General features: G+C 37.6%; 1 pseudogene. It reads left to right on the top strand.

The features are described from left to right. Nucleotides 1–441 (top strand): annotated as a pseudogene (locus ASC50_RS04715) (AAA family ATPase); the annotation flags it as partial.

The following is a 441-nucleotide window of genomic DNA, read 5'->3' on the forward strand; positions in this document are numbered from 1 at the left end:
ATTAGTGCCTTATACGCCGAATATTACAGATTTAAGCAATGCAATAGACAGCAACAGAAACAATACGGTTAAGTATTTGTCATTGTTGGCAAATGCAAAATTGTTGAATTTGGTTTCCTACAAAAACAAAACGATTGGCGACCTTACAAAGCCCGACAAAGTATTGCTGAACAACACTAATTTGTCCTATTTGTACGGCGAAAATGCAAACATCGGCAGTGCAAGAGAAACATTTTTTGTTAATCAGTTAAGTGCCATCGCCAATGTTATACTTGCACCACAGGGGGATTTTATCGTGGATAACTACACGTTTGAAGTCGGCGGAAAGAGAAAAACGTTTGACCAAATAAAAGACATTCCGAACAGTTTTGTAGTAGCCGATGATATTGAAATAGGGCATAAGAACAAAATCCCGCTTTGGCTGTTTGGAATGTTGTATTA

Source organism: Candidatus Symbiothrix dinenymphae, from assembly GCF_001431085.1.